This is a genomic window from Streptomyces sp. CBMA29, from assembly GCF_014596445.1.
Taxonomy (GTDB): domain Bacteria; phylum Actinomycetota; class Actinomycetes; order Streptomycetales; family Streptomycetaceae; genus Actinacidiphila.
In genome coordinates this window covers 24,879-32,905 of record NZ_MECL01000185.1, presented here as the reverse complement: position 1 = coordinate 32,905, position 8,027 = coordinate 24,879, and the positions used below count along the sequence as shown (strand labels likewise).

The 8,027-nt window shown below is 71.6% G+C and carries 4 protein-coding genes and 1 pseudogene; 2 read left to right on the top strand and 3 right to left on the bottom strand.

Annotated elements, in window-relative coordinates:
* Positions 1–448: 448 nt before the first annotated feature.
* Positions 449–916, top strand: coding sequence for an acyl-CoA thioesterase (locus BGM09_RS24640; RefSeq protein ID WP_223187544.1), 468 nt, complete (start codon positions 449–451; stop codon positions 914–916).
* Between the two features lie 119 nt (positions 917–1,035).
* On the opposite strand, the gene BGM09_RS24635 is transcribed toward BGM09_RS24640, so the two are convergent.
* Complete coding sequence (locus tag BGM09_RS24635) at positions 1,036–2,625, bottom strand: LCP family protein (RefSeq protein WP_317452881.1); 1,590 nt, start codon at positions 2,623–2,625, stop codon at positions 1,036–1,038.
* Positions 2,626–2,743: 118 nt separating this feature from the next.
* Here BGM09_RS24635 and BGM09_RS24630 point away from each other — a divergent pair.
* A pseudogene (locus BGM09_RS24630) lies at positions 2,744–3,790 on the top strand (glycosyltransferase family 2 protein); the annotation flags it as partial.
* Positions 3,791–3,976: 186 nt separating this feature from the next.
* Here BGM09_RS24630 and BGM09_RS24625 read toward each other — a convergent pair.
* Together BGM09_RS24625 and BGM09_RS24620 are read right to left on the bottom strand one after the other, a co-directional pair.
* Entirely contained in the window at positions 3,977–5,773 is a 1,797-nt protein-coding gene (locus BGM09_RS24625) for an LCP family protein (protein ID WP_188283885.1), read from the bottom strand.
* 312 nt (positions 5,774–6,085) lie between these two features.
* Positions 6,086–7,930: an LCP family protein gene (locus BGM09_RS24620; RefSeq protein ID WP_188283884.1), complete on the bottom strand. Its 1,845-nt coding sequence runs from the start codon at positions 7,928–7,930 to the stop codon at positions 6,086–6,088.
* Between the last annotated feature and the right edge of the window lie 97 nt (positions 7,931–8,027).

The following is an 8,027-nucleotide window of genomic DNA, read 5'->3' as shown; positions in this document are numbered from 1 at the left end:
CGGGACCCGCGGGTCCCGCGGGGCCGGGACGTCGGACGGGCTGCGGCGGTACCCCGCCCGCGGCGGCGGCCCGGCGCGGCGACAGTTCAGGGGGCAGCGGCGGCTCGGCGCCGCGGCGCTGCTCGGTGTCATCGCTCCAACCGTTCATGCTGGAAAGTGTGCCCGGCCTCGGGCGACGACCGGGAATCCACGGCGGTTCTGTAGCAGACCCGATGCATTCGGCCACCGGCCGCGACCGTTTCGCAACGGACATAAGGTTGCTGTCATGATCGATCGCCCCACCCCCGAGAGCCCGGCTGCCCCTGAGGCCCTGGCCACGCCTGAGGCTCTCGCGCCTGACGCCCTGGCGACGCCCGAGGCCCTGGCCACGCCCGACGTCCCCGCTCCCGACGGAGCGGCGCTTCCGGGCAAGCCGACCTCGGCGTCCCGCATCACGCTCTCGCACATCATGAGCGCGCACGACACCAATCTGCTGGGCACCGTCCACGGCGGCGTCGTCATGAAGCTGGTGGACGACGCGGCGGGCGCCGTCGCGGGACGGCACTCGGGCGGCCCCGCCGTCACCGGCGCGATGGACGAGATGATCTTCCTCGAACCGGTCAGGGTCGGTGACCTCCTCGCTGTGAAGGCCCAGGTCAACTGGACCGGCCGCACCTCCATGGAGGTCGGCGTCCGCGTCATGGCCGAGCGCTGGAACGAGTCGGGCGTCGCCAAGCAGGTCGCCAGCGCCTACCTCGTCTTCGTCGCGGTCGACGTCGAGGGCAAGCCCCGGCACGTACCGCCCGTCCTGCCCGAGACCGACCGCGACCGCCGCCGCTGGCAGGAGGCCCAGATCCGCCGCACCCACCGCCTGGCCCGCCGCCGCGCGATCGTGGAACTGCGCCGCCGCCGGGCGGCCGAGGGCCTGGACGACTAGGGCCTGTCCGGGGCGGTTCGGACGGACGGCCGGGGCCCCGGGGCGCACCCCGGGACCCCGGCCGTCCGGCCGTCAGGCCGTTAAGCGGTCGATCCGATCAGCACCCGATCCGATCAGCATCAGCACCCGACCTCGTCACCCGTCAGCGCGGAGTCCATCGTCCCCGACGCCCCGCCGTCGTCCGCCGTCACCGGCGTGACCGCCTTGTAGTCCGAGCCGAGGACCACCTTCATCGTCTTGCCCTGGCCGGGCGCGGCCACCAGTTCGGAGCCGGGCAGCGCGGTGGCGAGGGACTGCGCGGAGCGGTCCCACCGGGGGTCGTAGCGGATCACGGTCCGCGCGCTGGGATGCTCGGACGTCCCGGGGGTGCCGACGGTCGCGAAACCGGTGGCGGCCAGCGCCTTCTGCGCGGCGGCGGCCAGCCCGCTGGTGTCGGTGCCGTTCTGGACCGAGACCTTGATGGTCGCGGGGTCCACGTCGACCTTGACGCCCTTGTGTTTCCTGGCCGTCTTGCGGTGCACGGCCAGCGGCCGGTCCGCGCGGATCGCCGCCCACATCTTCCCGGCCTTGGCGGTGTCCCACTTCACGGTGGAGCCGACGCCCGGGACGGAGTAGTTCGTGTCGCTCAGCGGCACGGAGCCGAACTCCGACGAGCTGGCCGTGAGGCCCTTCATGCCCTCCGCGAGCGCGATCAGGTCGTCCGCCTTGAGATTCTGGTCGGCGCGCACCGAGCCGAGCACGGTCGAGGCGACCCGGCTCAGTTCCAGCGGGTTGGCCAGCGTCCCGCCGCTGGTGATCTTGTGGATGACCTGGGCCACGAACCGCTGCTGCCGCTGCATCCGCCCCAGATCCGCCGCCGCGTCCAGATGCCGGGCGCGTACGTACTGGAGCGCCTGTCCGCCGTCCAGCTTCGTGGTGCCGACGGGCAGGTCGAGGCCGGTGTAGGAGTCCTTCAGCGGGCGTGTCGTGCAGACCTGGACGCCGCCGATGACGTCGACCGTCTTCATGAAGCTCGTGAAGTCGACCTCCAGGTAGTGGTCGATGTGCACACCGGTGATCTGCTCGACGGTACGGACGGTCAGCTTCGGGCCGCCGTCCGCGTACGCCTCGTTGATCTTCGCCGGGTGGGTGTCCGCCTGCGCCTGGCTCTGCGCGTCGGCGGCGGGCGCGGCATTCGCGGAACCGGACGCCGTGGCGGTGGGGGAAGCGGCCGGCGTGGCCGTCGTGGCCGTCGGGGAGCCGGAGGGAGACGCGCCCGCGGCGGGCTGATTCGGCAGCCGTACGTACGTGTCGCGCGGGATGCTCACGATGCTCGCGTGCGAACGGTCCTCCGACAGGTGCACCAGCATGATCGTGTCGGTGCAGTGGCAGGGCGCGCCGCCCAGGTGGTACGCCTTCTTTTCCGCCGGGTCCAGGCCGTCGCGGCCGTCCGTGCCGACCAGCAGGAAGTTGGTGCCCTTGGACCCGTCGGGACGCCCCTCCATCCCGCCGAAGGCGTCCACCCGGTCGATCGCGCCGCTGACCCCGTTCAGTACGGCGTGGCCCACCCCGCTCGCGGTGATGATCAGCAGGGCCAGGCCGCCGATGATCCGGGTGCTCCAGCGGATCGGCGGGCGTCGGCGCGCGGAGGCTGTGCGGGTGGAGGACGTGCGGGTGGTGGACGTGCGGGCGGAGGATCCTCGGGAGGGCGGCACACGGGTGGGCGGCACAGGGAATCCCTCCGTGCGGTGACAGGGGCGTGCGGACCCGTTCAGGCTAGGGACAAATAGGACAGTAGGTCTTGACCCCACGCGCTGGGGTCCCCCATTAGCGGTAACGTTTGCCGCGATGAACGCCGCCGCTCCTGACCCCGCCACCCGTGCCGCCGCGCCGCAGAACCCCGCGCCCCCGGCAGTCTCCGTGATCATGCCGGTGCTCAACGAGGAGCGCCATCTGCGCGACTCGGTGCGGCACATCCTGGAGCAGGACTATCCGGGCGAGCTGGAGGTCGTCATCGCGCTGGGGCCGTCCACGGACGGTACGGACGCGATCGCCGCCGAGTTGACCGCCGCCGACCCGCGGGTCCACACGGTGCCCAACCCCACCGGCCGCACCCCCGCCGCGCTCAACGCGGCGATCAAGGCGTCCCGGCACCCGGTCGTCGTACGCGTCGACGGGCACGGCATGCTCTCGCCCGACTACATCGCCACCGCCGTCCGCCTCCTCGACGAGACGGGCGCGGCGAATGTCGGCGGCATCATGCACGCCGAGGGCGAGAACGACTGGGAGCGCGCGGTCGCCGCCGCCATGACGTCGAAGATCGGCGTCGGCAACGCGGCCTTCCACACCGGAGGCGCCGCCGCCCCCGCCGACACCGTCTACCTCGGCGTCTTCCGCCGCGAGGTGCTGGAGCGGCAGGACGGCTACAACGTGGAGTTCATCCGCGCCCAGGACTGGGAGCTGAACTACCGCATCCGCGAGGCCGGCCACCTCATCTGGTTCTCGCCGGAACTGCGCGTCTCCTACCGGCCGCGCCCCACCGTGCGCGCGCTCGCCAAGCAGTACAAGGACTACGGCCGCTGGCGCCGCGTCGTCACCCGCTACCACCGCGGCTCGGTCAACCTGCGCTATCTGGCCGCCCCCGTCGCCCTGTTCGCCAACGTGGCGGGCATCGTCGTCGGCGCGGCCGTCACCCCGTGGGCGCTGCTGGTGCCCGCCGCTTACGTGGCCGCCATCACCGTCGGCTCGCTCCCGGCCGGCCGCGGCCTGTCCTTCGGCGCCCGGCTCCGTATCCCGCTCGCCCTGGCCACCATGCACATGTGCTGGGGCTACGGCTTCCTCACCAGCCCGCGCTCGCTGGCCCGCCGGGTGATCGCCAGCCGCCGCCCCGCGGTGCGCGACGGAGAGCCGCAGCAGGACGGCCAGCACGGGCAGCAGGGACAGCACGGGCAGGACGGCCAGCAGGGACAGCACGGGCAGCAGGACGGCCAGCAGACGGAGACGGCCCGCGCGGAGGCGTAAGCCGCTCCCCGCGCGGGCCGGTCGTACCACCTGCCGGTCCCGCCCTCTCCCACCGACCCGCTACCAGCGGTAGATCGGCAGCACCTCCATGCAGCCGGTCGTGTCCGCGCCGTTCACGGCCTCCGCCGTCGTCGGCACGGAACCGCTCTTCGGCAGCGTCTTGCTGAAGTCCGTACCGGTCTTCCAGTCCGCGCCGATGGTCAAGGTGATGGTGTCGACGTCCGCGGACGCCTTCACATTGCCCGCCGGGATCTTCAGCGCCTTGCCCACCGCCGTGGCATCGGCCCTGCCCTGGTCACCGCTGCCCGTCGGATACGTGAGGGTGGTGCCGGGGCTCGGCTTGGTCTGCTGGCTCGCCTCCGCCTTGGTGAAGCCCGCGGTCTTGAGCGTGGTGGCGATACCGCCCGCGCGGTTCGGCGTGGCTACGCCGTCCGAGGTGCCCGCCGTGCCGTTGACCACGGAGACCGCGATGGTGCCGGAGGCCGCGGCGGCCGGGCCCTGCGGCGCGGTCGTGGCAGGAGTCGTGGCAGGCGCCCCGCTCGCCGGGGTCTTCGCCTTGCCGTTGCCGTCCATCGCCACGTCGTTGCGCAGCAGCGACCACACCTGGGGCGCGTCCGCCGACGGAACGTAGTGCGCCAGCGGGGCCTTCGGGTCCGCGTCGTGCGGCATCGTCAGCATCGTGATGCGGTCCGACGGCACGGTCTTGAGCTGCATGCCCAGGTCGTACAGCTTCTTCGGGGTGCCGATCTCCTTGGAGACCTCGAACGCCTCCATCGCGGTGGTCGCGATCTTGTTGAGCTTGCCCGGGTCGGTGAAGAGGTTCTGACTGCGCAACTGCCGGATCAGCGCGCTCATGTACATGTGCTGCGCCTTGGCCCGCTCGGCGTCACTGCCCCAGGCGTGCCGGGTCCGCAGCCACTGCAACGCGGTCTTGCCGTAGATCTTCTGCTTGCCCGCCTTCAGGTGCAGATGCGAGCCGCCGGGCTGGGCCGGGGTCGAGTGGTCGTCGACATTCTGCTTCACACAGACCTCGACGCCGCCCACGACGTCGGCCATCTTCACCACACCGGAGAAGTCGATGGTCAGCCAGTGGTCGATGTAGACGCCGGTCAGATTCTGCACGGTGGCCAGGGTGCAGCCCGCGCCGCCGCGGCCGAGCGACGCGTTGATGATGTCGTTGGTCGGCGCGAACTTCGCGTGCGTCTTGGGGTCGGTGCACGCCGGGATGTTGACGCGGGTGTCGCGCGGGATGCTGACCACGGACATGTTGCTGCGGTCCGCGGACAGGTGCGCGATCATGATCACGTCGGCGCGGGCGGAGTCGCCCACGGTGTTCTTGGCGCCGCCGAGTTTCAGGTCCTCGGGGTCGTTGCGGCTGTCGGAGCCCAGGATGAGGATGTTCATCGCCGTCTTGCCCGCGGCGTTGGCCTTCGTCTTCGCCACGGTCGAGCTGCCGCTGACGCGCTCGCCCTTGCGGATCTTGCCCGCCAGGTACTCGTAGTAGCCGTAGGCCGCGCCCGCGGAGCCGAGCACCGCGACCGCGGCGCCGATGGACACCCACTTCAGGACCCTGCGCTTACGGCTCTTCGTGCGCCGCCGTGCGCCGCCGCGCCGGTGACCGCCACCGCCCGCCGCGCCGCGCTGGCCCGGTATTCGCTCGGGCGGCTCCTGCCCGCCGTCGGAAGAGTCGGGGCCGGAGTCGGGACCGGCGTCCGAGCCCGTACCCGAGTCCGTACCGGAATCCGCGCCGGGCGCGTAGGAGCGGGCGTCGTCCCGGTACAGGCTCTCGTCCCATCCCAGGTGGTCCGGGTTGGGTGCCGTACCGAAGCCGTTCCCTCCCACTGTCCCGTCGCGCATCCCGAACCTCCCTGTGGCGCGCATCGTCATCACGGTGACCGGCCGCGCGCCTTCGCGCGGGGTGTACGGACGGTGCACGCCGACGCGCCGTCCTACCCGGGTCATACTGGGTCGCCCCACTGTCAGACGGCTGTGAGCGGCAAGGAGTTGCACCCGGGGATCTTCAATTAGCGGACGCCGGGGCTCCGGCGCCCGCCCGGATCACGTCACACAGTGACGGCGGTCACGAGGGTCACGGCGGTTACGAGGGTCACGGCGGTTACGAGGGTCACGGCGTTCACCGCATCCGTGGCATCCGTGGCATCCGCGAGGTCACTTCACGCACGCCGTGTCGGCGGCCTCGGTCTTCGCGAGGTCGGCGGGGGCCGCGGTGGGCGGGCCGATCGGGGTGCCGGGCGCGGTGAAGTCCTTGCCGAGGGTCAGCTTCATGTACGCGAGCGGCGCCGCGTCCGTCGTGCCCTGCTTCAGCGCGGAGGCGGGCAGCCCCATCATCGCGGCCAGCGAACGCGCCTGGTCGGCCTGGTTCGGCGCGTACTCCAGGACGGTCTTGGCGGTGGCGGGCGCGTTGCCGCCGTTCGCCGAGCGGTTGACGCCCTGGGTGTTCTGGAGCCAGTTGACGGTGCTCTGCGCCGCGCCGAAGGTCCCGCTGCCGTTGAGCACGTTGACGCGGGTGTCGTGCGGGGTCGCCTTCGGCCCGGTCAGCCGGGGGTCGGGCGTGGCGGACGGCTTCTTCACCGCGGTCAGCGACACGTCGTTCTTGATCAGCGCGAAGAGCTGCGGGGCCTTGACCGGGTCGACGACGACGGTGGCGTGCACCTTCTCGTTCGGGTTGTCGATCACCGGCAGGGTGGTGAAGCTGATGTGCTTCTCGTCCACCTTGCTGAGGTCCTTGGCCAGGCTGGTGAGCTTGCTCACGCTGCCGATCGCGCTGTCCACGGTGAGCGCCTTGGTGGCCGCGTCCGCCAGCGTGAACAGCTTCGTCGGGTTGGTCAGCGTGCCGCTCGACTTGATCTTCCGGATCATCGCGCTCAGGAAGTTCTGCTGGAGCTTGATCCGGTCCAGGTCGCTCTGGTTCTTGAGCGCGTGCCGGGTCCGTACGAACTCCAGCGCTGTCTCACCCTGGATGTTGTGGGGTCCCGCGCTCAGGTTCAGATGGGACTTCGGGTCCACCAGCGGCCGGGCGAGGCAGACGTCGACACCGCCGACGGCCGTCGACAGGGCTTTCACCGCCTCGAAGTTGACCATCATGAAGTGGTCGATCGGCAGCCCCGTCATCGCCGTCACCGCGCGCATGGTGCAGCCGGGGTCGCGGCCGTCCACGCCCAGACTCTCGTTGAACTTGGGCGTGGTGAGCCGCACGGGCGTGCCCGGGACCGTCTTGGTGCTGCCGTCCTTCTGCTTCGTCGGGCAGTCCGGGATGGAGGTGACGATGTCGCGGGGGATGCTCATCGCGGTCGCGTTGCTGCGGTCGGCCGACACATGGAAGAGGATCGTGGTGTCCGCGTGGCCCACGCTGCCCGCGTCGCCGTACTTCTTGCCCAGGCCGATCCGGCTGTCCGTGCCGATCACCAGGACGTTCATCGGACCGGTGTGTGTGACGTCCTTGCTGCCCGCGTTGCCGACGTCCACCGTCGTGATGTTGTTGTTGAAGTGCTGGTAGACGAGGTATCCGCCGACGCCGGCCGCCACCAGCACGAAGCTCACCGTGCCCGCGGTCCACAACAGGGCCTTCTTCTTACGGGATTTCTTCGTCTTCGCCTTGCGACGGCTGGTCGGCGTGGCCGCGTCGGCCGAGCCGCCGCCCAGCCGCGCCGAGCCGGTGGTGGAGGTCGTGGCGCCGGTCCTGGCCGCGAGGCGGGCCGCGCGCCGGCCGCCGCCGGGGGGCGGGGCGGGGCTGTCCGTCGGGCCGGTCCCGGTCCCGACACCGGTCCCGGTCCCGTCTCCGCCGTCGTCTCCGGCGGGGCCGGTGTCGCGCCCTTGGCCGCGCCCGGTGTCCTGGTCCTGCCGTGCGGGGGAGGGGTCGCGGTGACCGCTCTGCCCCGGCACGGTGGGCCTCGGCGCCGCGTCCGGCTCCAGTCGCAACTGGTACGTACCGGTCGCCGGGTCCAGGACCCACTGGTCCGCCGGGTCGATGTTCCTACGGCCTTGCGTGTCCACGGTCGCTCGGGTCCTCCATCCGGGATCGGCCGGATCGCTCACACTAGCCCCACAGTTCAGCGCCGATGCGCGCCCGTGACAAATCGAGCGCCCCTAC